Source organism: Gemmiger gallinarum (assembly GCF_014982805.1).
Classification (GTDB): domain Bacteria; phylum Bacillota; class Clostridia; order Oscillospirales; family Ruminococcaceae; genus Gemmiger; species Gemmiger gallinarum.
This window is the reverse complement of the sequence record NZ_JADCKC010000001.1, coordinates 587,776-611,919: the sequence shown is the minus strand read 5'-3', so window position 1 is coordinate 611,919 and position 24,144 is coordinate 587,776. Positions and strand designations below refer to the sequence as shown.

The following is a 24,144-nucleotide window of genomic DNA, read 5'->3' as shown; positions in this document are numbered from 1 at the left end:
TAACCGGAATAGAAAATCCCCGGAATACAGAACCCCCTTCACAGAAAAAAGGAGATACCTTGAAACCCTTTGTCACACAGGTTTGGCCGCAGTTTACGGCCGATGCTCAATTCAACGCCAGTTTCGGGCAGGTGCTGGTCGATCGAGTCGAACTGTACCGCACCGCCCGCAAGGTCATCATCTGCCTGCGCAGCTCGGAGCCGCTGGACGGCGCCATGTGCGGGCGGCTTTTTGCGTCTCTGGAACCGGTGTTCGAGGGCTATGAACTGACCCTCAGAAATTATTTCAATTACGGCAACATCACGCCGGAAGCGGCCCGCACCCTCATTGAGGAGCTGAAAAGCGAGGGCCTGCCGGTCAACGGCTTTCTGGACAAGTCGCCCATCAGTATCGAACCGGACGGCATCACGGTGCATGTGGCGGCGGGCATGAACATTCTGGAGAGCATCGACTTTCCCCGCCGCCTGGCCGAGCGCATCCAGGAACGCACCGGGACCCTGCCCATCGTCCGCATGGTGGCCAGCGGCAAGACTGTCTCGGCGGAGGAGTTTGAAAAGTACGTTCAGAACAAGACACCTGCCGTCAAGTTTGAGGCCAAGAAAGACCTGCCGCCCATCCAGGTGCAAGGCCTGGACCTCACCGACAAGCCGGTCAAGGTGTTCCACGGCAAATACTTCAAGCCTGCCGACCTGCGCCCTCTCAACGACCTGGGCGACGGCGGCAAGATCACCGTCTGGGGCGATGTGTTTGCCACCGAAGTCAAGGGCAACCGCCGCAAGATTTACTTTACCTCCATCACCGACTATACCGGTTCGGTCAGCGTCAAGATGCTGGGGGACGACGGCGAGGACATGAGCAAATGGGAGTCCATCAAGCCGGGCACCACCTTCATCATCCGCGGTGATTACAGTTACGACAAATACGAGCATGACTATGTGCTCTATCCCTACGACATTCTGCAGGTGGAGCGCCGTCAGCGCCAGGACGAGGCTCCTGAGGGCGAAAAGCGCGTTGAGCTGCACCTGCATACCAAGTCCAGCTCCATGGACGGCTTCTGTGACCCCGGCAAGATTGTGCGCCTGGCCCACAGCATGGGCCATCGGGCCATTGCCATCACCGACCACGGTGTCTGCCAGGGCTATCCCGAAGCCATGCTGGCCACTGATGATATCCATAAAAAAGACCCGGACTTCAAGCTGATCTACGGCTGTGAGGCCTACTTTGTGGACGACATGATCCCTGCCGTCTATGGACCCGCCGACCAGCCGCTGTCCGGCAGCTTTGTGGTGTTCGATACCGAGACCACCGGCCTCAATGCCAACACCGAAGCCCTCACCGAGATCGGTGCTGTCTACGTGGAAAACGGCCGCATCACCGATAAGACCTTCTGCACCTTTGTCAATCCCGGCAAGCCCATCCCCGCCCGGGTGGTGGAGCTGACCGGCATCAACGACGCCATGGTGGCCGATGCCCCCACACCGGAGGAAGCCATCCGCCAGTTCAAGGAGTTCTGCGGCGAGTCCATTCTGGTGGCCCACAACGCCAACGGCTTTGATATGCTGTTCATCCGCAAGGCGGGGGAGAAGGCAGGCGTCCGCTTTGACAACACCTACCTGGATACCCTGCCCATGGCCCAGGCACTGTTCCCGGGCTTGCACAACTATAAGCTGGATACCATCAACAAGCATCTGGAGATCCCGCCCTTCAACCACCACCGCGCTGTGGACGATGCCATGGCGCTGGCTCGCATCTTTGAAAAGATGCTGGAGGACCTGGACGAGAAGGACATCCACAGCGTTGCCGCCGTCAACACCGGCCTGGGCGGCAACAAAGAGGTTCTGAAAAAGAAATACTACCATCTCATCATTCTGGTCAAAAACCAGATCGGCCTGAAAAACCTGTACCGCATCGTCAGTGCGGCGCACACCCAGTATTTCTTCAAAAAGCCCCGTGTGCCCCGCAGTCTGCTCAACAAGTATCGGGAGGGTCTGCTGCTCAGCTCCGCCTGTGAAGCCGGCGAACTTTACAGGGCTATTGTGGCAGGCAAGAGTCACGAGGAACTGCTCAAAATCGCTGATTACTACGATTTCCTTGAGGTCCAACCCCTGGGCAACAACGAGTTCATGGTCCGCAACGGCCAGGTGGACTCCATTGAGAAAGTGATGGAGTTCAACCGTACCGTCATCCAACTGGGTGAGGAACTGCACAAGCCGGTCATCGCCACGGGGGACGTGCACTTTCAGGAGCCGGAGGATTCCATCTACCGCGCGGTGCTGCAGGCTGGCAACGGCTTCAAGGATGCCGACCATCAGGCGCCGCTGTATTACCGGACCACCCCCGATATGCTGGACGCCTTCGGCTACCTGCCCAAGGAGAAGGCCTACGAGATCGTGGTCAAAAACCCCAACAAGATCGCCGCCGCCATCGACGGCAATCTGCGGGCCATCCCCAGGGGGACCTATCCGCCTTCCATCGAAGGCGCCGAGGACCAGCTGCGCGAGGCCACCTGGAAGCACGCCACGCGGGACTACGGCACCCCTGTGCCTGAGATTCTGCGCCTGCGCCTGAAAAAGGAGCTGGACTCCATCTGCGGCCACGGCTACGCGGTTCTGTACGTCATTGCGGTCAAGCTGGTGGCTTTCTCCAATGCAGGCGGCTACCAGGTGGGCAGCCGTGGCTCCGTCGGTTCGTCCGCTGTGGCGCACTTCTCCGGCATTTCGGAAGTCAACAGCATGCCGCCCCACTATCTCTGCCCCGAGTGCAAGCACAGCGAATGGATCACCGACGGCAGCATTGCGGACGGCTTCGACCTGCCCGACAAGACCTGCCCGGTCTGCGGCCATCCCATGATCGTGGACGGCCACGACATCCCCTTCGAGACCTTCCTGGGCTTCTACGGCGACAAGGAACCGGATATCGACCTGAACTTTTCGGGCGAGTACCAGTCCAACGTCCACCGCTATACCGAGGAGCTTTTCGGCAAGGAGAACGTCTTTAAGGCGGGCACCGTTTCCGGTCTGCAGGACAAGACCGCTTACGGCTATGTCAAGAAGTATCTGGAGGAGCGGGGCCGCACCGTCAACCGCGCCGAGGAAAACCGCCTGTGCATCGGCTGTACCGGCGTCAAGCGCACCACCGGCCAGCATCCCGGCGGCATGGTCGTCGTCCCGGATACCTTCGACATTTACGACTTCTGCGCCATCCAGCACCCCGCCGATGATGTCAAGGGCGGCCTGCTGACCACCCACTTCGAATTTAAGTACCTGCATGACACGCTGCTCAAGCTGGACGAGCTGGGCCACGATGTTCCTACCTTCTACAAATACTTTGAGGAGTACTCGGGCATCCCCATCGATTCGGTGCCCATGAACGACCCCAAGGTCATCAGCCTGCTGACCTCCACCGAGGCGCTGGGCGTCAAACCGGAGCAGATCGGCAGCCAGACGGGCACCTTCGGCATCCCGGAAATGGGCACCAATTTTGTCCGCGGCATGCTGCTGGAAGCCCAGCCCAAGAGCTTCTCCGACCTGATCCAGATTTCGGGCCTTTCTCACGGCACCGATGTCTGGACCAACAACGCCGACGAGCTCATCCGCAACAAGACCTGCACCATTTCGGAAGTGATCGGCTGCCGTGACAGCATCATGCTGTACCTGCTGCGCAAGGGCCTGGAGCCCAAGATGGCCTTTGACATCATGGAGGCTGTGCGTAAGGGCAAAGTGGCAAAGGGCGGCTTCCAGCCCGGCTGGGAGGAAGCCATGCGGGAGCATGACGTTCCCGACTGGTATATCGAGTCCTGCCGCAAGATCAAGTATATGTTCCCCAAGGCTCACGCCGTCGCCTACCTGATGGCGGCTATCCGTCTGATGTGGTTCAAGGTGTACCATCCGCCGGTATTCTATGCGGTGTACTTTACCGTCCGCGGCGAGGACATCGATTACGAGGCAGCCATCGGCGGAATCCGTGTGGCGCAGGACCATATCCGGGAGATCAACCAGCGCCTGAAAGAGGAGAAGAACGCCAAGGACGAGGATATGCTGGTCAGCCTGCAGCTGGTCAACGAGATGCTCCAGCGCGGCTACCGTTTCCTGCCCATCGAGCTGGGCAAGAGCTACGCCAGCAAGTATATCGTGGAGAATGACATGGTGCGCCTGCCCTTCACCGCGCTGAAAGGCGTAGGCGAAACGGCAGCCATTGCCCTGGAAAAGGCGACGATCCACGGCCAGCAGTATATCTCCATCGAGGAACTGCAGCAGGCCAGCGGTGTGTCCGGCGCCATTATGGAAAAGCTCCGCGATGTGGGGGCACTGGGTGACCTGCCCGATACCAGTCAGGTCAGTTTCTTCAATATGTGATACAGCAAAGGAGACCCAATGATCCGATCCAAGTGGCCTTTTTACTGTCTGATGGCGGCGCCCTATCTGTTTGTGGCGGCGTCGGTTGCGGTGTATCTGGTAGCGGGCGGTCTGTCGGGCGACGGCCCGGCAGGCGTCTGCCTGCTTCTTGTGCTCATGCTGGCGGGAGTATGCGTGCCCGCAACGGCAAATGCGCTGCGCCTGTCCGCAGGGGAGGGCGACGGCAGGGAACTGCTGCGCTGGACCCGGCGGGTCAAGCTGAGCCTGATTCCCTTTTATCTGCTGCTGTTTCTGACAACACTTATATTGGCCATCACGCTGGTGGGCCTTGTGCTGGTTCCGGCGCTGCTGCTGGTGGGGTACGTGATGCTGCTGCCATCCTCTATGTACGGCCTTGCCGCCCTGCGCTTGATCCGTCGGCAGGGCTTGCTGGACGATCGCCGCTACCGCACCCATGCTATTTTGCTGTTTGTCTTGGCGGCGGATGTCATCAGTGTGGCGGACCTGCATGAATTTTTGCCCGGAGGGGAAAAATAATTTTGTGGCCGGGGGACAAGATTCCGGCAGCCAAAGCGGAAGAAATTCGGAAAATTCAAAACTTTTTTGAGACAAAATAGACGTGAGCTCGACGCATTTTGAAAACCCTGAAAAAAACTTAAAAAATAGAGAAAAAAAGGGTTGACATTTCCAGGTAAATGCGATAGAATAACACACGTCGCCCGGAGAGAGCTGACAACGCTAAACTCTCCATCATGCGGCCGTAGCTCATCTGGTAGAGCGCCACCTTGCCAAGGTGGAGGTAGCGAGTTCGAGCCTCGTCGGCCGCTCCATTTGGGAGTTTAGCTCAGCTGGGAGAGCATCTGCCTTACAAGCAGAGGGTCAGCGGTTCGAGTCCGTTAACTCCCACCATCGTGGCCCGGTAGTTCAGTTGGTTAGAACGCTAGCCTGTCACGCTAGAGGTCGTCAGTTCGAGCCTGATCCGGGTCGCCATACGCCTCTGTAGCTCAGTCGGTAGAGCAGGGGACTGAAAATCCCCGTGTCATTGGTTCGATTCCGATCGGAGGCACCAAACCCACGTACCCTTGGGTCAAAGGGTACAATATGCGGCCGTAGCTCATCTGGTAGAGCGCCACCTTGCCAAGGTGGAGGTAGCGAGTTCGAGCCTCGTCGGCCGCTCCAGAAAAACAGTGAAATACCGGCTTCCAAGCCGGTTTTTCACTAATATGGTGACGTGGCCAAGTGGTAAGGCAAGGGTCTGCAAAACCCTCATTCACCAGTTCAAATCTGGTCGTCACCTCCAAAAAAGTGATCGCTTTCAAAAGCGGTCACTTTTTTTGTCTCTGCATACTGCCAATGTCGCCGCTCAGCGGAACCGCCCTTCCCGGAAGAGAACACATCCTGCCTGGGCAAACCGTCCGGCAGGGCAGAGTCCATTGGACAGAGCGAGCAACAGGAAAAAGCGCCCGGCGTATCCCGTCGGGCGCTTTTCTTATTCTTTGGTATAATACTGTGCCTGGGCCTGCCACAGCCGGTGATAGAGGCCGGTCTCATCGGCAACCAGGTTTTCGTGACAGCCGGTCTGAACGATGGAACCGCCATCAAACACCGCGATCGCATCACAGAACTTGCAGGAGGAAAGCCGGTGGCTGATGTAGATGGCTGTTTTATCCCCGGCAATGGCGTCGAACTTGGCGTAGATGTCCGCCTCGGCAATGGGGTCCAGGGCCGCGGTGGGCTCGTCCAGCACAATGAAGGGAGCATCCTTGTACAGCGCCCGGGCAATGGCAATCTTCTGGGCCTCGCCGCCGGAGACCTCCACGCCGTCCTGATCCAGCTCTTTGTACAAAACAGTGTCCAGCCCCTTGGGCATGGCATCCAGCCGTTCCCCGAACCCTGCGCCCCGCAGACAGCCCTCAGCCAGGGCACGGTCGTAGTCAGCGGCACCGGCCACGTTCTCGCCCAGAGGCAGGGCCAGCAGCCGGAAGTCCTGGAAGACCACCGAGAAGATGTCCATGTAATCCTCATACCGGTACTTGCGGATGTCGATGCCGTTCAAGAGAATTTCTCCCTCGGTGGGGTCGTACAGGCGGCAGAGCAGCTTGATGAAGGTGGTCTTTCCGCTGCCGTTGGGTCCCACCACGGCCAGACGGCTGCCGATGCGGAACTTCACATTCACATGGCGCAGGGCCCACCGGTCGGTGCCGGGATAGCGGAAGGATACGTCCTTGAACTCCACCTGATAGTTGCGGTCGGAGCGCTTCTCGGTGGTCAGGCTGCCCCGGTACATCCGGTCGGGACGGTCCAGCAGCCGGAAGAGAACTTCCAGAAACTCCCCGTTGGCCCGGATCTCGCCCAGGGTTTGCAGCAGCAGCGAGATGCCGCCGAACAGCTGGGTGGCGGAGCCCACATACCGGGTGACCAGCCCTACGTCAAAGGCACCGCCCCAGGACTTTAGGCAGACAAACAGATAGACGGCACAGGTCAGCAGGGCGGAAAGCGCCTGGGACAGGCCCATCAGGAGGCCCACAGGCCCCCGGGCTGTGGCGAACAGAGGACCATCCACCCCCAGAAACCGGGCGGTAAAGGAGTCCATATAGTGGCGGCAGACGTTTTCCTGCTGGCGGTAGATGCGCAGGTCGGCGGCCCGCACATGTTCCAGGGCCATGATGCCGTAGAAATTGGAATAGCGGTTGGCCTCCCGGATCAGTTCCACATTGCTGTTTGTCAGCAGCATGGCCTTGCTGCTGCAGGCGGAGGAAGCCAGCACAGCGGTCACCATGGCGGCCAGGATCAGCAGCATGGACAGGGGACTGTTGAGGAAAGCCAGGGGACTGCCCGCGGGCAGATCGGTGAAGAACAGCGTCAGGGTCAGGCCGATGCCGCCTGCCACCTGTACCACAGACTTGCAGAAATCGGGGAAGAGCCGCATCGCCTCATTCAGGCCAACGCCACGCCAGTTGTCGTTTTGCTGGACCTGGGAATAGTGGTCGTAGACCTCCTGACGGTCCAGCTCGGCATAGTCCATCACCGTCATCTTGTCGGCCACGCACTTGAACCGCTGGACATCCAGGCTGTCCCGTTCGTAGCCGGACCACTGCTTGAGCGCGCCGCCCGCCAGGGCCAGAAGTGCCGTAACAGCCACCGTGAGCCCCGCCCAGAAGGCCAGCTGCTGGGGGTCGCGGTTGCCTGCCAGCTCACTGAGGATCTGTGCCGACAGCAGGATGGTCGCATAGGGGGCCAGGGCTTCGCAGACCGAGCTGGCCAGGTTGGAGACAAAATAACCGGGACTTTCCCGGAACATCATCTTCCAGGCCCGCAGATTCAGCTGCCAGGCAGGGACGAAGCGGGTGCATTTGCTCTTGTCAGATTGCCTGCTCATCTTCGCTGTCTCCCTCCTGATAGTATTTGCTCTGTACCGCAAACAGGCCGGCGTATCCGCCGCCCGCGGCCAAAAGGCTTTCATGGGTGCCCTGCTCGGTGATGCGGCCGTGTTCTATGAAGAGAATCCGGTCGCAGAACCGGGTGGATGCCAGCCGGTGGCTGATGAACAGGGAAGTCCGCCCGGCGGTCATACGGTTGTATTTCTGGTAGATGTCATCCTCGGCGATGGGGTCGAGGGCGGCGGTGGGCTCATCCAGAACCAGCACCGGCCCGTTTTTGTAGAGGGCTCTCGCCAGCATCAGGCGCTGGGTCTGACCGCCGGACAGCTCGGTGCCGTCCTCGTGGACCTTGCGGCCCAGCTTGGTGTCCAGCCCCTGGGGCAGACTGCGCACCATCTCGGTGAGGCCCGCCTGGTCAAGACACTGCCGGACCCGGTCGGTGTCGATGCCCTCCACCCGCTGGGCCACGTTCTCCGCCACGCTGGCCTCCAGCATGGAAAAGTCCTGGAATACGGCCGAGAAGAGAGCGTAGTAATCCCGGCGGTTGTACTGTCGGATGTCCTGCCCGTTGAGAAGCACCCGGCCCTGGGTGGGGTCCAGGAAGCCGCAGGCCAGCCGGACCAGGGTGGTCTTGCCCGCACCGTTCAGGCCGACGATGGCCAGCTTTTCCCCCGCATGGATGGTGAGGCAGATGTCGTGCAGGGTGTCCTGCTCTGCCTCGGGATAGCGGTAGGAGACATGGTCAAAGCGGATCTCACAGGGCATGTCGGGGGTGGAGGGCAGAGGCTTGCCATCCTCAAACCGGAAGGTCTCCGGCCAGTCCAGCGTTTCCCGGAAGAGGGAGAGCTCCAGCGACTGGCGGTGCAGCTCGCTGATCTTGTCCAGAATCCCGGCCACCCACTGGGTGAAGCCGCTGACCGCCGAGAAATAGAGCAGAAACTGGGAGGCGGGCAGGCCCTCCGTCAGCGCCAGCCAGATCAGATAGGCGTAGGCAATGCCGTCCCGGGCGACGGTGAGCACCAGATCGATCACGTCGATCCAGAGATAGTGCAGCTGCCGTTGCCGGAGATAATCCTGATACAGCCGCATGACTTTGCTCCACACCGCATCCATCCAGGGTTTGAGCCCGAAAATGCGGATGTCCTTGGCATAGGAGCGGTCAGTGGAGGTGCGGAGCAGATAATTCAGTCGTCCCTGATAGGTGTCCTCCTCCTTGCGGTGCTGGTAGACCCACTGGTTGATGCGGTGGCTGAACAGATAGCCCGCCAGCGTGGTGACGGCCACCACCGCCAGCAACAGGGGATGCAGCCCGGACAGCAGAGCCAGGTACACCCCGAAGCCGATGAGATTGGTGAGAATATCGGTGAGGGTGGCCCAGACCGCCTCGGTGGGGGAGGCAGGGGACTGGCAGGAGACGAGGGCACGCTCCACCCGATTTTCAAATTCTGTGTCCAGCGTGTTGGGAAAGGAGGTCCGGGCCATCTTGTCGGAAATTTTTGTCACCATCAGAAGCCGCAGATTCCCCCGGCTGGTGCTGACGACCTCCTTGAGATAGGCTTTCAGTCCGTAAAGCAGGAACAGCACCGCGCCGAAGAATACAATTGCGGTCACCAGACTGGCCAGCGGGGCGTGGACCTCCACCTGCCGCAGCACGGCGGGAACGATCAGCAGCTGGGCGATGCTTCCGCCCGCTGTAACTGCGGCCATTGCCAGGCAGAGATAGGGAATGCTGGGATAGTGCCGCCGGGACAGCCCCAGCATGTAGCCCACATTTTGCAGGGTGTTGTATGTTGGCTTTTGAGATTGCTTCATAAATGTGTTCACCTCTTGTCTTTACCCTAACATAACAAAAGGTCCCCGGTGCATTCCGGGGACGAATTGCAGGTTTTGGGGGACGAACTGCATCATACCTGAGGAATCAGGATCTCGGTGGTGAAGGCCCCGTCCTCGCTGTTGCGGCTGAGGTAGCCGTCCAGGCGGTCGATGATGTTGTCGATGCGCACCAGCCCGAAGCCGTGTCCGGCTCCCTTGGTGGTGGCAAACCGCCGCCCGAGCTTGTGCTGTTTGCCGGTGGCGGTAAAGTTGGTGAAACTGATGTAGAGCTGGGTGCCTTTCATGTCCATGTAGACGCGGATCAGGCGCTGATCCTCCGGCAGGGAGAGGCTTGCCTCAATGGCATTGTCAAAGAGGTTGCCCAGAATCACACAGAGATCCAGCTCCGACATGCGCAGTTTGACGGGGATGTGGGCGTCCGCCTGGACCTGGATGTGCCGGGACTTGGCCAGGGAGATCTTGCTGTTCAGGATGGCATCCGCCATGGCGTTGCCGGTCTTGATGACGGTGTCCACCGTGTTCAGGTCGGTGTCCAGCTCGTCCAGATAGGCCTGGATGCCCGCCAGGTCGCCGTTGGCGGCCAGGGCCTTCATAACCTGGATGTGATTGCGGTAGTCGTGCCGCCAGCCGCGAATCTGGCGGTACATGTTCTCCACTTCCTGGTAGTGGGTGTCGATGAGCTCCCGCTGGTAGGCGGCCAGCTCCCGGTCAATGCGTCGGGAGAAAAATCCCATATTCCTCACCCCCTGTTGATGATGGCCCGGTTGATGCGGTCATAGGCGCCCCGGGGCAGCGGCAGGATGCTGCCGTCGTTCAGCGTCACGGCGGTGCGGGTCACCCGGGCCACACAGCCCAGGTTCACCAGCGCCGACCGTCCCAGCCGGAAGAAGTTGTCGTCCAGCCGGGCTTCCAGCTCGCTCAGCGTCATCTTGACGGTATAGTCGGCCTTGGTATGGATGGTCACGTAGTTGCCCTGCACCTCGGCACAACGGATCTGATAGACGGGCAGCCGCACCGTCTCCCCGGACAGTTCCAGCGTAAGCACACGCTCGTTTTTGCGCAGCTTTTCGGCAGCCCGGTCCAGCACGGCAAAGAGCTTGGCCTCGTCCACCGGCTTCATCAGGTAGTGGAGGGCCTCCACCTCGTAGCCGTCGGCAATGTAGTCGGAGTATCCGGTGATGAAGACGATCTGCACGGCGTCGTTGTCTTTTCGCAGCGTCCGGGCCATGGTGACGCCGTCCATTTTGTCCATCTCAATGTCCAGAAGCAGAATCTGCACCGATTTGTCCTCGGCATAGTGAAAAAGAAAGCTTTCGGCAGAAGGATACAGCGCCAGCTGTATGGTATGCTCCCGCCCGGCGGCCCAGCGCCGGACCATGGCTTGCAGATAGTCCCGGTCGGTGGCTGCATCGTCACAGACGGCAATGCTCAGATTCATACACAATTCCCTTTCCAGAAAACAGCAGCAGTCCCCGATAAAAACCATTTGCAGGGACTTTCGTCTGTTATTATACGCCTGAAGGAGGGAAGGTAGCAAGAAGGGGAGGGAGGGCCCCGGCGCAATAACCCATTTGGAAAAGCGGATTCTGCCGGTACGGACATATAAAAAATCAGCCGATCGAAAGATCGGCTGATTTGCGGATGATCTGCTTCCGGCAGGCAATCTAGGAAAAGAGCTTATTCGCTCTGTCCCAGCACGATGGTCTGCACCGCTTCCACCAGGTCCATGGCGTCGGCGCGGCTGACGAGGCAGACGCTCTCGCCGTCCACCGATGCCAGACACAGTTCGCCGTTGTAGCGGGTGATCTGAATGGTCACAGTGGGGAAGTTCTCGTTGTCCAGATGCAGCGTCAGACTGATCTCCTCCTGGCCGGTGGCGGCTTCCTGGGTGAAGCTGTCAGCCGTCAGGGCATCCAGAGCGTCGGTAAAGTCGGTCAGATCGACCTCGCTGCCGTTATAGGACCAGGTACGGTCGTCGCCCTCGCCGCTGGCGGTGAGGGTGTGGCTTTCGCCTTCCAGCGTGATGTCCACCTGGGTGACGGTATCAAAGTCGCCCCAGAACACCTGCTGATGGCGCAGCGCGTCGTAGGAGGCATCCATCAGGGCGGTGAAGTCGTCACCGGAGAGCTTGTAGATGATCTGCGATTCACCCACCCGCAGATAGGCGGTGATGTCGGAGGTGTCGGTCTCCTCATCCTCGTCGTCGGAGGCGGTCTCCAGGGTGGCACGGTCGTCCGGCGCACGGGCGATGCTGACCACAACGGTGCCGTAGACCTCCTCGTCGGTGGTGGTGTAGTCCACCGTCACGGTCAGCTCGGGGTCGTGCATGCCGTACTCTTCCAGCTCCTCGTCGGTGGCGTTGTAGGTCACATACTCGGACAGGTCCACGCCGGACAGGTCGGTGAGATAGCTGTTCACCAGGCTGGTATCCAGCGGCTGGCCTTCGGGGTTGAAGTAAACATCGTCGTCGGAATAGCTCTTGCCGCTGTCCTCCTCATAGGTGACGGTGTAGCTCTCGGCCCCGGCAAAGGTGATGTGGGAGACCTCGTCAAAGGTGGGAATCTCGTCATTGAGGATCAGGTCGCTCAGTTCCACGTCGTAGGCGTCCATGGGGTCGGTGGAGACAAGGTAGACGTTGCCGTCCCCGATGTCCACATACCGCTGCTCGTCCATCTGGCTGAAATCGCCCAGCTTGATCTCGTAGCTCTGCTCGGCGGTGGCAATGTCGATGGTGCACTCGGGATCGTCCAGGCCGTACTGGCCGTAATCCTCCACATTCTCGATGATGAAGGATACGCCGAATTCGGAAAACTGGGACAGCAGCGATTCAATTTTCTCGTCGTCCACGGGGAAGGCCTCGTCCTCGTCGTAGAGCCAGCTCTCGTCCTTGTGGAAGGCCAGTGTCTCGTCCCCGATGGTCCAGGACAGGGTGGTCACGCTGTCGGTGGGAATCTCCAGAATGACCTCATCGCTGTTGGCAATTTCCTCCTTGTATTCCTCGTACCGGCTGACGGCAAAGGTGGCTGCACAGGCTACGGCCAGTACCCCCAGCAGGATCAAAATGCGTCTATACCGTTTCATTCTGCACCTTCCTTTTCCTCAGAATCACTGCAATGCCGATGCCCAGATAGGCCAGGGGGAAGACCCCGATCATCAGGCCCTTGAGCACCGAGGAGGTGGAGTCGCTGATGGTCAGATAATTGTAGTTGAGGGATTTGGAGCGGATAGCGATGGCTTCCCGTTCGCCCACCAGCCAGGACAGCGAGTTCATGGCCAGGTCCACATTGGCGCCGGAGGAGTAGGCATTGTACATGTCGTCCAGGAAGTCGGAGGAGCTGAACCAGACGATCTGGCCGCCGCTCTCGTCCTCAATGCTCACCGCCACGGTGAAGGGACCGTCGATGTCGCCGTCCTCCTTGTCATAGGTGGTCAGGCTGTAACCGGCAACCTTGCTGTAAGCGGAGTCCGAGATGGTCATCAGCGAGGTAACTGTCGCCCCGGAGGAGGACCCCACCGTCAGCCCCTGGGAGATGGGCATGAGGACGTAGTAGTTCTCCTCCATCAGCGAGTCGGTGATGTCGCTGCTGGCCAGATCGGGCATCAGCACGTAGGGCATGCCGAAGGGGTAATGCTCCCGGTCGCCGTCCACCACAATGCCGTCGGCGGTGGTGACGCCATAGGTTTCCAGCAGGCTGTACAGGTTGGTCAGGGTGCCGTTCTCGGTGGGACCGGCGCAGACCATCAGCTTGCCGCCGCCGGTCACATAGTCGGTGAGCATGGTCACTTCCTCGTCGGACAGGTCGGTGGAAGGCTCGTAGATCAGGATGCAGTCAGCCTCGGCGGGCACCTCGTCCACCGTCAGCAGGGACAGGGTGTTGACCTCGTAGTTTTCCTTTTCCAGCTGGTCGGAGAAGGTGGAGGGCAAATCGGCCTCGCCGTGGCCTTCCAGCACATAGAGCTGGGGCAGGTCCTCGGTGGTCACATAGTCGATGGCCGAGGTGATGGCGCCCTCCCCGTCAAAGGAGGTGGTGTAGCTGTAGGAGTAGACGTTGGACTCGGCTACATAGATGTCATTGTAGCTGATGTATCGGTAGCGGTCACCGCACTCCACCACCAGACTGTTGTTGGGCACGTCCTCATCGGTGTACTGCTCGGCAAAGGTGGGGTAAACGTCGGGGTTGCGCTTGACCACCGTGATGTGGTCGGAGAGGCTCTCATACTTGCCCAGCAGGTTTTCGATGACATCGTCCTCCTCACCGGCCTGCACGATCCAGTAGATGGTGATATCATCCTGCAGGGCATTGACCACCACCTTGGTGTTGCTGGTGATGGAGTAGAGCTTGGTGGAGCTGATGTCGTACTTAGTCAGGGGGGTGGGCAGGGCGGAAACAAAGAGGTTCGCCACAATGAGCAGCGCCAGCACCACGGCGGAAATGATCAGCGAGTAGGAACCGCCCATCAGGGCCACCTGACTGCGGATGGGGGCGGAAGTTTTGGGCTTGTTTGTGTGTTTCATCAGTTATACCTCCGCTTTTCCAGGGACTGCACCGACAAAAACAGGAAGAACACAGCCACCGAGAGATAATACACAACGGCCGTCAGATCGAACACGCCGTTGACGAACACGTCCAGCCGCTCAAACAGGGACAGGGCGGTCATGATTTCGGGCAGAAGGCCCTCAAACAGGCTGCTGTCTGCCAGGTAGGCGATGACCACCGCCGCCATGAGGGTGATCCCCACGCCGCAGGCCAGATTGTCGTTGCGGGTCAGATAATGGATGAGCAGCCCCAGCCCGGCGGCCAGGACAAAGAGGGCTACCACGGAGCCGATGGCGGTGGAGGAAACATACTCGGACAGGGTGACGCTGAAGTAGTTGAGCAGGATGGCTGCCACGCCGATGCCCGCCGCAAAGCCCTGGTTTTCGCTCAAAGAGGAGATAAAGACTCCCAGCGCGATGAGGGCGGCACCCACGAGGAAGAAGGCCACCAGCGAGCCGTAGGAGGTGGGCAGGTAGACCTCACCGTACTGGGCAAAGATCACCGGGTAGACGGCAATGAGGCACAGCGGCAGGACAAACACCGTCAGAAGGGCTAGATACTTGCCCACAATGACCTCCACGGTGGAGATGGGCAGGGAGTAGAGCAGCTGGTCGGTTTTCTGGCGGCGTTCCTCGGCGATGACCCGCATGGTCAGGATGGGGACGATCACCGCATAGATGATGCTGCTGAAGCTGAGCACATACTCAAAGTTGCTCACGGCAGCCTGAAGGTTGTATAGCATGGCGCCGATGCCCACGATCACCAGCAGAAACGCGCCGAAGACGTAGGCGGTCAGCGATTGAAAATACATCCGCAGTTCGTGCTTGAATACAGCAACCATGGTTTACGCCTCCTTCTGCCCGGCGGGCTTTTCGTTGGTGCTGGACTCGGTCAGCTCGATAAAGACATCCTCCAGCGTGCCCTTCTTGAGGGCCATTTCCAGGATCACCTTGTCCCCGGCGGCAAAGGCCAGATAGATGGCGCGGGAAAGCTCATAGATGTCCCGGCGGTCGGTGTTGATGCGGGCGACGGTCCACCGGCCGGAGGATTCCTCCACCGTCAGCCGGGAGATGGCGGGGACCTTCTCCAGAATGTGCCGCAGCTGGTCGGGATTGGCGTCGGTGGTCAGGCGGATCTCGTTGGGGGCCAGCAGCTTTTTCTCCAGGTTGGCGGGGGTGTCGAAGGCCACCAGCTTGCCCTTGGAAATCATGAGGATCTCATCGCAGATGGTCTGGACCTCGGACAGAATGTGGGAGCTGAAGATGACGGTATGGGTCTGGCCCAGCTCCTTGATGAGGTCCCGGATCTCGATGATCTGCAAAGGGTCCAGGCCCACGGTGGGCTCGTCCAGAATGATGACCCGGGGATTGCCCAGCAGTGCCTGGGCGATGCCCACGCGCTGGCGGTAGCCCTTGGACAGGTTGGAGATGCGGCGGTTTTTGACCCCCGCAATGCCGGTCTTGTGGATGACCTCGTCGATCTGCCGGTCCAGCTCGGTACCGTGCAGCCCTTTGGCCTCCCCTACAAAGCGCAGGTATTCCAGCGGGGAGTCGCTCATGTAAAGAGGCGGATGCTCGGGCAGGTAGCCGATCTGCCGCTTGGCCTTGTCGGGCTCGTCGAAGATGTCGTGGCCGTCGATGCGGACATGCCCCGACGTGGCGGAGAGGCAACCGGTCATGATGTTCATGGTCGTGGATTTTCCGGCGCCGTTGGGGCCCAGAAATCCGTAGACGTGTCCCTTGTCGATCTCAAAGGAGATGTCGTCCACCGCCAGAAAACTGCCGTAATATTTGGTCAGATGCTCAACGGATATCATCGTGCGCCTCCTTGTACAGAGTCTTTTTCATGGAAATCCATCCTTTCCTGAGTAATGCGGATTGCATCTGCAATTCAAGGAAAGTATAGGAGGCGAATATCAACTTCCGGTCAAGTTTTGAGACCGGTCACAAAGGTTTCTAAGAATTTTCACCGTTTTCATACCGGTTCATCGCAGCTTGCCCCTACCATAAAGATAAGATGAAACCGGGAAGGAGCGGACACGGATGTTTCGGATTCTGGTGGTGGAGGACGACAAAGGTACCCGCCGGCTGATGCAGGATACCCTGGCAGATGCCGGTTACGAGCCCATGCTGGCCGCCGACGGGCAGGAGGCCCTGGCCCTGCTGACCCAGAAGCATGTGGACCTGATGGTGCTGGATGTGATGATGCCGCGGCTGGACGGGTTTGCCCTGCTGTCCGGGCTGAGAAGGTCGGGCAGTCAGCTGCCGGTGCTGGTGCTCACGGCCAAGGAGGCCATGGCGGACAAAAAGCAGGGCCTGCGCCTGGGCGCCGACGACTATATGACCAAGCCCGCCGATGAGGAGGAGCTGCTGCTGCGCATCGGGGCGCTGCTGCGCCGGGCCCAGGCCATCAGCGCCCGGCGGCTGACGGTGGGAGGCACCACTCTGGTCTATGACGATCTGTCTGTGGAGTGGGACGGCAATGTGACCGAGCTGCCCCGCAAGGAGTTTCAGCTGCTGTACAAGCTGCTTTCCTGCCCGGACAAAACCTTCACCCGACGCCAGCTCATGGATGAGATCTGGGACCCCGCCACCGACAGCGATGAACACACCGTCAACGTGCACATCAACCGCCTGCGGGACCGGCTTCGGGGCAACCGGGACTTTGCCATCGTCACGGTGCGGGGGCTGGGGTACAAGGCGGTGCGGCTGTGAGGGGGCTGGGAAGAGACTCCACCAGGTGGCGCTTTGTTGCCTGCGTGGCGGTGAGCAACCTGTTGTCGGGACTGGTGTCGCTGTTTGTCTGGATGCCCCTGGCCGACCGGATTCTGCCGTCCGGACACTTTCTGGCACCCTGGATTCCCATGCTGTCCTCCATTTTTCTGGCACTGCCTATCGCTACTTTTGTCAGCCGCCGGTCGGCAAAGCCCATTCAAGACATGGTAGAGGCCACCAAGTCCATCTCCCGGGGGGACTATACCGTCCGGGTGGAGGAAAACGGAACCGGGGACATGGGGGAGCTTCTGCACAGCTTCAACCAGATGACCGCCGAGCTGGGCAGCACCGAGATGATGCGCAACGACTTTATCAACACCTTCTCCCATGAGTTCAAGACGCCCATCGGATCCATCCGGGGCTTTGCCCGGCGTCTGCGCCGGGGCGGGCTCAAGCCCCAGCAGCAGAAGGAATACCTGGATTTTATTGCAGAAGAGTCGGAACGCCTGTCTCATCTGGCCAGCAATGTACTGCTCATCTCCCGCTACGAGACCCAGAAGCTGGTGGGAGAGCAGACCGACTATGATCTGGATGAACAGATCCGCACCTGCGTGCTGCGTCTGGAAAGCCAGTGGACGCCCCGGCACCTGATTTTTGAGCTGGATCTGCCGCCGCTGCCCTACCACAACAACAGCGAGATGATGGAGCATGTCTGGATGAACCTCATCGGCAACGCCATCAAGTTCAGCCATGACGGGGGAGCCATCTTCATTACCGGCAGCCGGGAGGCGTCCCTCATCACGGTGACCATCCGGGACGAGGGCATTGGCATTGCCCCGGAGGAACAGCGGCATATTTTTGATAAGTTCTACCAGGGGGATTCCTCCCGAACTGACGCGGGAAACGGTCTGGGCCTGGCTCTGGTACACCGGATCGTTGAACTCAGCGGCGGCAGCGTGACCGTACGCAGCGGCATCGGGAAAGGCAGCACCTTTACCCTGACGCTGCCCGATGCCGGGAGATGACCGAATTCCGGCAAACATGAAAAAGCCGGGCAAACCTTCCCTTGTTCGGAGGAAAGGCTTGTCCGGCTTTTGGCGGCTTAGGCCCAAATGGCTGGATTCTCCCGCACAGAAAAACTGTGGTTTCCTGAGTTGGCATCCTTGCGGCAGCATTTTCGGCCGGGCGGCAGTCGGGGACGCACAGGAAAAGGACGGCAGCTGCAATTACAGCCCGATTTCATACAATACGGAAGGCGAACCGCGGCCTTTTGCGTACTGTGAAATCCTTTTTCTAAATAGGTCAGAGAATTTCCTCACCTTTTTGCAGAACTGTAAAAGGCGGCAAAATCGCAGCCGTTACCTTGCCGGCATTTCTGAATCTGACCTCCATGCTTTTGCAGAGACCGTGGCCGTCTTGAACGGTGGTCAAGAAAAACTTCCTGCCGCTTAACGAAGCCTCGCTTGTGGCAGGAGGACGGATACGGTACAATACAGATACAGCAACGCGCGGCGCTGAAACAAGAAAAAGCGAGGCGTTTGATATGGAACTGACACAAAAGATCGGAACAAACATTGCAGCCCGCCGCAAGGCAAAAGGAATGACGCAGGAACAGCTGGCGGCAAAACTCGGGGTATCGGCTCCGGCTGTGAGCAAGTGGGAGACCGGCAGCTCCTGTCCGGACATTGCCTTGCTCTGCCCGCTGGCCCGGGCACTGGACACCAATGTGGATACGCTGCTTCAATTTGAGGAAACTCTGTCCGATGCAGAGGTGACCGAAAAGCTCAATGCTCTTCTGAAGGATGCCTTGCATGGAGGTGCATCCCGGGCGCAGGAGGAGCTGCAAAAGCTTTTGCGGCAGTATCCCAACTGTACGGCGCTGCAATATAATGCGGCCGCCGCATATGATGCTTTTCAGATGTTTTTCCCGGATGCCGGTGAGGAGACGAAAAGGGAGTGGAAGGAGCGTAAGCGTGCGCTTCTGGAGGAGGTCCGGGCAGGCGGAAATGCCGCCTACTGGCAGGGGGCGACCATCCAACTGGCCAGCTTGGCCGTCGCAGACGGAAGCCTGGAGGAGGGGGCCGCGTTGCTCAGAGAGCTGCCCGAACATATCGGGGACCCTTCCCGGGTGTGGGCGTTTTATTACCTTAAAAAGGATGAACCGGAACAGGCGCTCAAACTGACCCAGAAGCAGCTTTACAAGCTGGTCAGTCAGACGCAGTCCTGCCTGGCCACCATGATGGATCCCAGGCTTTCTCCTGAGCCGGAACAGCTGATGAAGCTGAGTCGGGCATCCCGGGCGGTAGCACAGGCGTTTGGTTTACCTGATATGAGCGACGCCCCTATGATGGAAGCATGGCTGCGGATGGGGGAGCTCCAGAGAGCAGTGGACTGTTTTATCCGGTATGTGGATGCCGCCCTGGCCCCGGCTTGTTATCCTGATCCCCAATTGTTTTCGCCGGGACTGTCCTGTCAGCGGCCGGAGGGCTTTCAGGCGACCACAAAAGCCATGCGGCGAATGCTGCTGAAAAGCATTGAGGAGGAAGAAAAATACCGCTCACTGTATTCCTATCCTGCCTTTGCCGCAGCGGTGGAAAAGCTCCGGGCGAGCGTTTGAAGATCACTGCCGATCTACTTGGGCGGGGAGTCTGTCCGGCAGCAATGGGCAAAGGCATGGACACCAGGCAGAAAAATTCTGGAAACCGCCTGCCAGATTGCAAAGGAACGCTGCCCGGGCAAGCCGATGCATCTGGAGGTCCGCACTTGGAACCGGCGCGCCATCCGCTGCTATGAAAAGTCCGGATTTTACATCGACGGCCAACCTTTTACGCAAAAGACCCTGTCGGGAGAAGGCCGTTTTTTCCGCATGGTTCACCTGGTGTGATAACAAGAACAGGGAAGTTCCCTGCTTTAAATGGAATGGAAAGGGAGGAAAACCATGACAAGAATTTTGTTCGTTTGTCACGGCAACATCTGCCGAAGCCCCATGGCCGAATATCTTATGAAGCACCTGGTACAGGAGGCGGGATGTGCAGAACAGGTTGAGATTGCTTCCGCTGCAACCAGTACGGAGGAGATCGGTAATCCGGTTTATCCGCCTGCACGGCGCGAACTGGCGAAACACGGAATTTCCTGTTCCGGTCATGAGGCTCGTCGGATGATCCGTGCCGACTATGACCGATACGATCTTCTGATCGGCATGGATAGTGAGAATCGATACAATATGACCCGCATTTGCGGCGGCGACCCGATGGAGAAGATCCATCTGCTCATGGACTATACGGCCCGTCCCGGCGATGTGGCGGACCCATGGTATACCGGCGACTTTGCACAGACCTGGCGGGATGTGCTGGAAGGCTGCCGGGGACTGCTCCTGTCCTTGAATGAAAAGTAAGCATAAAAAATCCCGGAACGCATGTTCCGGGATTTTTTATGCTGGAGCGTCCTCTTCAGCCGTATCAAGCCGATTCAGACAAAAATGATTTTTGCGAAAGGTCAGGATGCCTTCCTTTTGCATGCGTCCCAATTCCTTGGACAGAGCACTGCGCTCCACGTTGAGATAATCGGCCATCTGCTGGCGGTCAAAAGGAAGATCAAATTCTGTGGTGCCGCGCCGCACTGCCTCGCCGGACAGATAAGTCATGACGCGGGTACGGATGCTTTTGGAGGAAATGCAGAGAATTCTTGTGGACCAGGCCAAATTCTTATTGGTTGACAGAATCAATAGGTTTTGCAGCAGCTTGGGATACCAGGAACACTCCCGGTTATTCTCCGTCAGCAGTTTGCCCAGGTCCACAAACAAAACCCTGCAGGTCCGGGAGGTGGTGACATCCACCATCGCGGGAACCTTGCAGAAGGCAAAGGTCTCGGCGAAGGCCTGACCGGGGGAGATATTGTGCAGAATGATCCGGTTGCCCCACAGGTCAAGACTTTCAATATGAATCTCTCCCGAAAGCAGAATGCCGAATTCGCTGGTCCGGTCGCCGGTGTGCAGAATTACGCTGTCCTTTTCATACTCGGCCGTGCGGATACATCCCCGGGCAGCCAGCTCACAGTATTCCTCATCGTCAATGTTATGAAAGAGGCTCGGACGGGAAACAGCCATGAAAAACCTCCCAATTTTGTGGTTATAACCACATACTTGCAGCTTCGATTATAGTATACTGTGCCCAGAAACACAAGGAGGCCGTAAAAATGGTACGAAAGATCATCCAAATTGATGAAGAAAAATGCAATGGCTGCGGCGCCTGTGCCAGGGCCTGTCATGAAGGCGCCATCGGTATGGTAAACGACAAAGCCAGACTGCTGCAGGACGATTATTGCGACGGCTTGGGTGACTGCCTGCCCGCCTGTCCCACCGGCGCCATCACGTTCGTGGAACGGGAAGCCGCCGCTTATGATGAGCAGGCTGTCCAGGCAAACAAGGCGCGCACGTCCGGCGGATGTCCGGGCCGGCAGCTCCGGCAGTTTCATCATGAGGAGGCGGCCCCGGTTGCCGCGGCGGCTCCCGTGCCTTCCCAGCTGGGGCAGTGGCCCTGCCAGATCAAGCTGGTGCCGGTCAACGCGCCGTACTTCGATCAGGCCAGGCTTCTGATCGCCGCCGACTGTACCGCTTTTGCCTATGCCAATCTGCATCAGGAATTCATGCGGGGCAAAATCACGCTGATCGGCTGTCCCAAGCTGGACGGGGTGGATTACAGCGCCAAGCTGACCGAAATTCTCCGCAGCAATGACATCCGCAGCGTGACCATTGTGCGGATGGAGGTGCCCTGCTGCGGCGGGCTGGAACTGGCCGCCAAAAAAGCGCTGCAGAGCAGCGGCAAGTTTCTGCCCTGGCAGGTGGTCACCATCTCCACCGACGGCAGAATCCTTGACTGATTGCCCCGGGGCAAGAAATCGCCGGGCCCGGCGACCGGCCTTGTATAAATCCCCGGGGAACCATGTAAACTACAATCGCAGGAACAATCAGGAGGGGCTATATGAGCATGAAGAACATCAGCCAGGCGGAGGTTCTGGTTTTGAAAGAACAGATCTCTTATCAGGAGGGACAGGTGGTCAGCAAGACACTGGCGCAGAACAGTGCGGTGAGCATTACGCTGTTCTCCTTCTCCAAAGGGGAAGAGATCAGCACCCACAAATCGGGCGGCGACTCCTTTGTCACCTGTCTGGACGGCGTGGGCAGGATCACCATTGACGGTACCGAGTACCTGCTGCATGAGGGCGAGTCCATCGTGATGCCGGCCGGACATCCCCATGCCGTCTATGGCGAGGAAGCGTTCAAAATGCTGCTTGTCGTTGTCTTTTGAGAAAAGGAGAAAACCATGAAAGCAATCGTAGATCGGGATACCTGTATCGGATGCGGACTCTGCTGTGCTTCCTGCCCGGACGTGTTCCGCATGAGAGATGACGGCATTGCCGAGGCGTATCAGCCGGTGGAAGAGGCGGACCAGGCAGCGGTGCAGTGCGCCATGGAAGAATGCCCGGTATCCGCCATTCGCTGGGACGATCCGCCCTGCTGACCACATTATATATAAGGAGAACCCAATCCCATGGAACAGAAGATGTTTTGCTATCAGTGCCAGGAGACCGCAGGCTGCAAAGGCTGCACAATGGTGGGCGTATGCGGCAAAAAGCCCGATGTGGCCGCCATGCAGGACCTTTTGATGTATGTGACCAAAGGCCTTTCCGCAGTGACCACCGCGCTGCGCGGGGAGGGTAAAACGGTCTCTGCCGAGATCAATCATCTCATCACCCTCAACCTGTTCACCACGATCACCAACGCCAACTTTGACCGGGAGAGCATCGAAGCCCGCATCCGTGCCACCCTGGATGCCAAAAGCGAACTGCTCGGCCGTCTGGCGGACGGAGCAGCTCTGCCGGAGGCGGCCCTCTGGGATGGCTCCGGTGACTGGCAGGCCAAGGCAAAGACCGTCGGCGTGCTCTCCACCCAAAACGAGGATATCCGCTCTCTGCGGGAACTCATTACCTACGGGCTCAAGGGGCTTTCCGCCTATTCCAAGCATGCCAACGCTCTGTTGCAGGACGACGGGGAAGTGGACTCCTTTTTGCAGCGAGCCCTTGCCGCAACGCTGGACGACACCCTCAGTGCCGACGACCTTGTGGCTCTGGTGATGGAAACCGGCAAGTACGGGGTGCAGGGCATGGCCCTTCTGGATAAGGCCAACACTGCTGCTTACGGCAATCCGGAGATCACCCGTGTCAATCTGGGGGTGCGGAACAACCCCGGTATTCTGGTGTCGGGCCATGACCTGCGGGATCTGGAGATGCTTTTGGAGCAGACCCAGGGCACCGGCGTGGATGTCTACACCCATTCTGAGATGCTGCCGGCCCATTATTATCCCGCTTTCAAGAAGTATCCCAACTTTGTGGGCAATTACGGCAATGCCTGGTGGAAGCAGAAGGAAGAGTTCGAGGCTTTCCACGGCCCCATTCTCATGACGACCAACTGCATTGTCCCGCCCAGAGACAGCTATAAGGACCGGCTGTATACCACCGGTGCGGCGGGATATCCTGGCTGTACCCACATTCCCGGCGGCATCGGGGAGAAAAAAGACTTTTCTGCCCTCATTGAGCAGGCAAAAACATGCCCGCCGCCCAAGGAACTGGAATCCGGCGAGATTGTCGGCGGCTTTGCCCACGCCCAGGTCATGGCGCTGGCGGATCAGGTCGTGGCGGCGGTCAAGGGCGGTGCCATCCGCAAGTTTGTGGTTATGGCGGGCTGTGACGGCCGGGCAAAGAGCCGGGAGTACTATACCGAGTTCGCCCGGGCTCTGCCCAAAGATACCGTCATCCTGACAGCGGGCTGCGCCAAGTACAAGTACAACAAGCTGCCGTTGGGAGAGATCGGCGGCATTCCCCGCGTGCTGGATGCAGGCCAGTGCAACGACTCGTATTCCCTGGCGGTCATTGCCCTCAAACTCAAGGAAGCCTTCGGCCTGGACGACATCAACGACCTGCCCATCGTCTACGACATTGCCTGGTATGAACAGAAGGCAGTCATTGTGCTGCTGGCCCTGCTGTACCTGGGCGTCAGGAATATTCATCTGGGACCCACACTGCCGGCCTTCCTCAGCCCCAACGTGGCTAATGTTCTGGTGGAGAAGTTCGGCATCGCCGGAATCGGCACTGTGGAGGAGGACATGGAGCTCTTCTTCGGCCCTCAGGCCTGAGAAATTCCTGTGCACGCCGGAGACGGCTGACCACTTCGGCCGTCCCATTCTTTTCAGCTGCTCTGCATCCGCAGGGCGGCTTTTTGTTTTGCCGCAGCCGGACGGTCACAGCCGGGCAGCAGAATGCAAAATTC

The 24,144-nt window shown here is 59.0% G+C and carries 21 protein-coding genes and 6 tRNA genes; 18 read left to right on the top strand and 9 right to left on the bottom strand.

What is annotated here, in order from left to right; all coding sequences use genetic code 11:
- Positions 1–59: 59 nt before the first annotated feature.
- The 8 genes from INF35_RS02975 (at position 60) to INF35_RS02940 (ending at position 5,655) form a co-directional block, all read left to right on the top strand.
- Complete coding sequence (locus tag INF35_RS02975) at positions 60–4,355, top strand: PolC-type DNA polymerase III (RefSeq protein ID WP_193500039.1); 4,296 nt, start codon at positions 60–62, stop codon at positions 4,353–4,355.
- An 18-nt stretch (positions 4,356–4,373) separates the two neighbouring features.
- Positions 4,374–4,892 (top strand): hypothetical protein, encoded by a 519-nt coding sequence (locus INF35_RS02970; RefSeq protein ID WP_193500038.1) that lies wholly within the window; start codon positions 4,374–4,376, stop codon positions 4,890–4,892.
- Positions 4,893–5,109: 217 nt separating this feature from the next.
- Positions 5,110–5,185 (top strand) — tRNA-Gly (locus tag INF35_RS02965).
- Between the two features lie 3 nt (positions 5,186–5,188).
- Positions 5,189–5,264, top strand: a tRNA-Val gene (locus INF35_RS02960).
- Positions 5,265–5,268: 4 nt separating this feature from the next.
- A tRNA-Asp gene (locus INF35_RS02955) sits at positions 5,269–5,345 on the top strand.
- A 3-nt stretch (positions 5,346–5,348) separates the two neighbouring features.
- Positions 5,349–5,424 (top strand) — tRNA-Phe (locus tag INF35_RS02950).
- A 34-nt stretch (positions 5,425–5,458) separates the two neighbouring features.
- Positions 5,459–5,534 (top strand) — tRNA-Gly (locus INF35_RS02945).
- A 46-nt stretch (positions 5,535–5,580) separates the two neighbouring features.
- Positions 5,581–5,655, top strand: a tRNA-Cys gene (locus tag INF35_RS02940).
- Between the two features lie 189 nt (positions 5,656–5,844).
- Here INF35_RS02940 and INF35_RS02935 read toward each other — a convergent pair.
- The 8 genes from INF35_RS02935 to INF35_RS02900 all read right to left on the bottom strand — a co-directional run bounded on the left by INF35_RS02935 (position 5,845) and on the right by INF35_RS02900 (position 15,922).
- The gene (locus INF35_RS02935) at positions 5,845–7,734 is read right to left on the bottom strand and encodes an ABC transporter ATP-binding protein (RefSeq protein WP_193500037.1); all 1,890 of its coding nucleotides are present in this window, start codon (positions 7,732–7,734) and stop codon (positions 5,845–5,847) included.
- Positions 7,718–9,547 carry an ABC transporter ATP-binding protein gene (locus INF35_RS02930; RefSeq protein ID WP_193500036.1) on the bottom strand — a complete coding sequence of 610 codons (1,830 nt, stop codon included), beginning with the start codon at positions 9,545–9,547 and terminating at the stop codon, positions 7,718–7,720. Before INF35_RS02930 ends, INF35_RS02935 begins: the two co-directional genes overlap by 17 nt.
- A gap of 92 nt (positions 9,548–9,639) precedes the next feature.
- Complete coding sequence (locus INF35_RS02925) at positions 9,640–10,302, bottom strand: sensor histidine kinase (protein WP_193500035.1); 663 nt, start codon at positions 10,300–10,302, stop codon at positions 9,640–9,642.
- Positions 10,303–10,307: 5 nt separating this feature from the next.
- The gene (locus INF35_RS02920; protein WP_193500034.1) at positions 10,308–11,006 is read right to left on the bottom strand and encodes a LytR/AlgR family response regulator transcription factor; all 699 of its coding nucleotides are present in this window, start codon (positions 11,004–11,006) and stop codon (positions 10,308–10,310) included.
- A gap of 239 nt (positions 11,007–11,245) precedes the next feature.
- The gene (locus tag INF35_RS02915; RefSeq protein ID WP_193500033.1) at positions 11,246–12,649 is read right to left on the bottom strand and encodes a DUF4340 domain-containing protein; all 1,404 of its coding nucleotides are present in this window, start codon (positions 12,647–12,649) and stop codon (positions 11,246–11,248) included.
- Positions 12,636–14,084, bottom strand: coding sequence for a GldG family protein (locus INF35_RS02910; protein ID WP_193500032.1), 1,449 nt, complete (start codon positions 14,082–14,084; stop codon positions 12,636–12,638). The genes INF35_RS02915 and INF35_RS02910 overlap by 14 nt, the downstream gene beginning before the upstream one ends.
- Positions 14,084–14,947, bottom strand: coding sequence for an ABC transporter permease (locus INF35_RS02905; protein ID WP_193500031.1), 864 nt, complete (start codon positions 14,945–14,947; stop codon positions 14,084–14,086). The genes INF35_RS02910 and INF35_RS02905 overlap by 1 nt, the downstream gene beginning before the upstream one ends.
- Positions 14,948–14,950: 3 nt before the next feature.
- Positions 14,951–15,922, bottom strand: coding sequence for an ABC transporter ATP-binding protein (locus tag INF35_RS02900; RefSeq protein ID WP_193500030.1), 972 nt, complete (start codon positions 15,920–15,922; stop codon positions 14,951–14,953).
- Between the two features lie 226 nt (positions 15,923–16,148).
- On the opposite strand from INF35_RS02900, the gene INF35_RS02895 reads away from it, so the two are divergent.
- From INF35_RS02895 to INF35_RS02875, 6 genes are all read left to right on the top strand, one after another.
- On the top strand, positions 16,149–16,820 hold the full coding sequence (locus INF35_RS02895; protein WP_193500029.1) for a response regulator transcription factor: 672 nt from the start codon (positions 16,149–16,151) through the stop codon (positions 16,818–16,820).
- Entirely contained in the window at positions 16,817–17,845 is a 1,029-nt protein-coding gene (locus tag INF35_RS02890) for a HAMP domain-containing sensor histidine kinase (RefSeq protein WP_328740315.1), read from the top strand. Before INF35_RS02895 ends, INF35_RS02890 begins: the two co-directional genes overlap by 4 nt.
- A gap of 58 nt (positions 17,846–17,903) precedes the next feature.
- Positions 17,904–18,272 carry a hypothetical protein gene (locus tag INF35_RS13705; protein ID WP_207728241.1) on the top strand — a complete coding sequence of 123 codons (369 nt, stop codon included), beginning with the start codon at positions 17,904–17,906 and terminating at the stop codon, positions 18,270–18,272.
- Positions 18,273–18,363: 91 nt separating this feature from the next.
- Positions 18,364–19,437 carry a helix-turn-helix domain-containing protein gene (locus INF35_RS02885; protein WP_193500028.1) on the top strand — a complete coding sequence of 358 codons (1,074 nt, stop codon included), beginning with the start codon at positions 18,364–18,366 and terminating at the stop codon, positions 19,435–19,437.
- An 18-nt stretch (positions 19,438–19,455) separates the two neighbouring features.
- Positions 19,456–19,704 (top strand): GNAT family N-acetyltransferase, encoded by a 249-nt coding sequence (locus tag INF35_RS14090; protein WP_193500027.1) that lies wholly within the window; start codon positions 19,456–19,458, stop codon positions 19,702–19,704.
- 54 nt (positions 19,705–19,758) lie between these two features.
- Positions 19,759–20,214 (top strand): low molecular weight protein-tyrosine-phosphatase, encoded by a 456-nt coding sequence (locus tag INF35_RS02875; RefSeq protein ID WP_193500026.1) that lies wholly within the window; start codon positions 19,759–19,761, stop codon positions 20,212–20,214.
- Positions 20,215–20,250: 36 nt separating this feature from the next.
- On the opposite strand, the gene INF35_RS02870 is transcribed toward INF35_RS02875, so the two are convergent.
- Complete coding sequence (locus tag INF35_RS02870; protein ID WP_193500025.1) at positions 20,251–20,925, bottom strand: Crp/Fnr family transcriptional regulator; 675 nt, start codon at positions 20,923–20,925, stop codon at positions 20,251–20,253.
- A gap of 89 nt (positions 20,926–21,014) precedes the next feature.
- Here INF35_RS02870 and INF35_RS02865 point away from each other — a divergent pair, with 89 nt between their 5' ends.
- From INF35_RS02865 to hcp, 4 genes are all read left to right on the top strand, one after another.
- On the top strand, positions 21,015–21,698 hold the full coding sequence (locus INF35_RS02865; RefSeq protein WP_193500024.1) for an ATP-binding protein: 684 nt from the start codon (positions 21,015–21,017) through the stop codon (positions 21,696–21,698).
- Positions 21,699–21,799: 101 nt separating this feature from the next.
- Complete coding sequence (locus INF35_RS02860) at positions 21,800–22,126, top strand: cupin domain-containing protein (RefSeq protein WP_193500023.1); 327 nt, start codon at positions 21,800–21,802, stop codon at positions 22,124–22,126.
- 15 nt (positions 22,127–22,141) lie between these two features.
- Positions 22,142–22,339, top strand: a complete 198-nt coding sequence (locus INF35_RS02855) for a ferredoxin (RefSeq protein ID WP_193500022.1) — start codon at positions 22,142–22,144, stop codon at positions 22,337–22,339.
- A gap of 30 nt (positions 22,340–22,369) precedes the next feature.
- Positions 22,370–24,010 (top strand): hydroxylamine reductase, encoded by a 1,641-nt coding sequence (gene hcp / locus INF35_RS02850; RefSeq protein WP_193500021.1) that lies wholly within the window; start codon positions 22,370–22,372, stop codon positions 24,008–24,010.
- The last annotated feature ends 134 nt before the right edge of the window (positions 24,011–24,144 follow it).

Bases quoted from the DNA above. Each gene is read 5' to 3' on its own strand.
- INF35_RS02900 (WP_193500030.1), bottom strand. From the start codon at position 15,922: ATGATATCCGTTGAGCATCTGACCAAATATTACGGCAGTTTTCTGGCG.
- INF35_RS02870 (WP_193500025.1), bottom strand. From the start codon at position 20,925: ATGGCTGTTTCCCGTCCGAGCCTCTTTCATAACATTGACGATGAGGAA.
- INF35_RS02855 (WP_193500022.1), top strand. From the start codon at position 22,142: ATGAAAGCAATCGTAGATCGGGATACCTGTATCGGATGCGGACTCTGC.
- INF35_RS02860 (WP_193500023.1), top strand. From the start codon at position 21,800: ATGAGCATGAAGAACATCAGCCAGGCGGAGGTTCTGGTTTTGAAAGAA.
- INF35_RS02865 (WP_193500024.1), top strand. From the start codon at position 21,015: ATGGTACGAAAGATCATCCAAATTGATGAAGAAAAATGCAATGGCTGC.
- INF35_RS02925 (WP_193500035.1), bottom strand. From the start codon at position 10,302: ATGGGATTTTTCTCCCGACGCATTGACCGGGAGCTGGCCGCCTACCAG.
- INF35_RS02970 (WP_193500038.1), top strand. From the start codon at position 4,374: ATGATCCGATCCAAGTGGCCTTTTTACTGTCTGATGGCGGCGCCCTAT.
- hcp (WP_193500021.1), top strand. From the start codon at position 22,370: ATGGAACAGAAGATGTTTTGCTATCAGTGCCAGGAGACCGCAGGCTGC.
- INF35_RS02920 (WP_193500034.1), bottom strand. From the start codon at position 11,006: ATGAATCTGAGCATTGCCGTCTGTGACGATGCAGCCACCGACCGGGAC.
- INF35_RS02915 (WP_193500033.1), bottom strand. From the start codon at position 12,649: ATGAAACGGTATAGACGCATTTTGATCCTGCTGGGGGTACTGGCCGTA.
- INF35_RS02910 (WP_193500032.1), bottom strand. From the start codon at position 14,084: ATGAAACACACAAACAAGCCCAAAACTTCCGCCCCCATCCGCAGTCAG.
- INF35_RS02930 (WP_193500036.1), bottom strand. From the start codon at position 9,547: ATGAAGCAATCTCAAAAGCCAACATACAACACCCTGCAAAATGTGGGC.
- INF35_RS02905 (WP_193500031.1), bottom strand. From the start codon at position 14,947: ATGGTTGCTGTATTCAAGCACGAACTGCGGATGTATTTTCAATCGCTG.
- INF35_RS02885 (WP_193500028.1), top strand. From the start codon at position 18,364: ATGGAACTGACACAAAAGATCGGAACAAACATTGCAGCCCGCCGCAAG.
- INF35_RS02935 (WP_193500037.1), bottom strand. From the start codon at position 7,734: ATGAGCAGGCAATCTGACAAGAGCAAATGCACCCGCTTCGTCCCTGCC.
- INF35_RS02875 (WP_193500026.1), top strand. From the start codon at position 19,759: ATGACAAGAATTTTGTTCGTTTGTCACGGCAACATCTGCCGAAGCCCC.
- INF35_RS02895 (WP_193500029.1), top strand. From the start codon at position 16,149: ATGTTTCGGATTCTGGTGGTGGAGGACGACAAAGGTACCCGCCGGCTG.